Here is a 269-nt window from a genome sequence, read left to right on the forward strand (position 1 = left end):
GGCACCATTACCGCTGGCAACGTTGCCAGCGCCGATCGACACCGCATTGCCGCCCGTAGCCGTAGCCGCCTGCCCGATCGCCACCGCTCCCGCCGAATTCGCCACGGCGTTCGTACCCTCGGCGATCGCACTGCCACCCGAGGCCGAAGCACTCGTGCCGAGCGCGATGTTCGAGCCCGGATCGCCAGAGGCCGTGCCCGTCACAGCCTGATTGCCAATGGCCACATCGGACGCAGCATTCGCGGTCGCCTGATTGCCCAGCGCCACGC

General features: G+C 68.8%; 1 protein-coding gene. It reads right to left on the reverse strand.

Annotated elements, in window-relative coordinates:
- A partial coding sequence (locus AC1ECK_RS36730; protein ID WP_480328212.1) for a hypothetical protein occupies nucleotides 1-269 on the reverse strand: 269 nt, incomplete at both ends.

The sequence above is a fragment of the Paraburkholderia sp. SSBN10T genome, from assembly GCF_056619545.1.